The sequence below is a fragment of the Salifodinibacter halophilus genome, from assembly GCA_012999515.1.
GTDB classification, from domain to species: domain Bacteria; phylum Pseudomonadota; class Gammaproteobacteria; order Nevskiales; family Salinisphaeraceae; genus Salifodinibacter; species Salifodinibacter halophilus.
In genome coordinates this window covers 1-270 of sequence record JABEEB010000273.1, presented here as the reverse complement: position 1 = coordinate 270, position 270 = coordinate 1, and the positions used below count along the sequence as shown (strand labels likewise).

At 70.4% G+C, this 270-nt stretch carries 1 protein-coding gene; it reads left to right on the top strand.

Annotated features, from left to right (window positions below; translation table 11 throughout):
* Positions 1-270: hypothetical protein (locus tag HKX41_11630; protein ID NNC24783.1), on the top strand; the 270-nt coding region annotated here is incomplete at both ends.

Below are 270 nucleotides of genomic sequence, written 5' to 3'. Positions count from 1 at the left end.
CTGGAAGGCGATTTCGGCGTCCTGCCCAAGACGCTGTTGTTCGAGAACTTCAACATCGAGTCGCTGGCGCGCTACTTTGCCGAGAAGCACGGCGCGGTCGCCGCAGCCAAGTTCGCCGGCGCGAGCGCGGTCGCCGAGCCGGTCGCGCCGACGGGGCTTCGCAGCGCAGTCGCGCCCGCCGCGGTCGCCGTCGCAGCGCCGTTGCAGCGTCCGGCCGAACCGATCCGCATGCTCGAACAGGACTTGCCGCACTTCCCGGCGCTGGAAGCG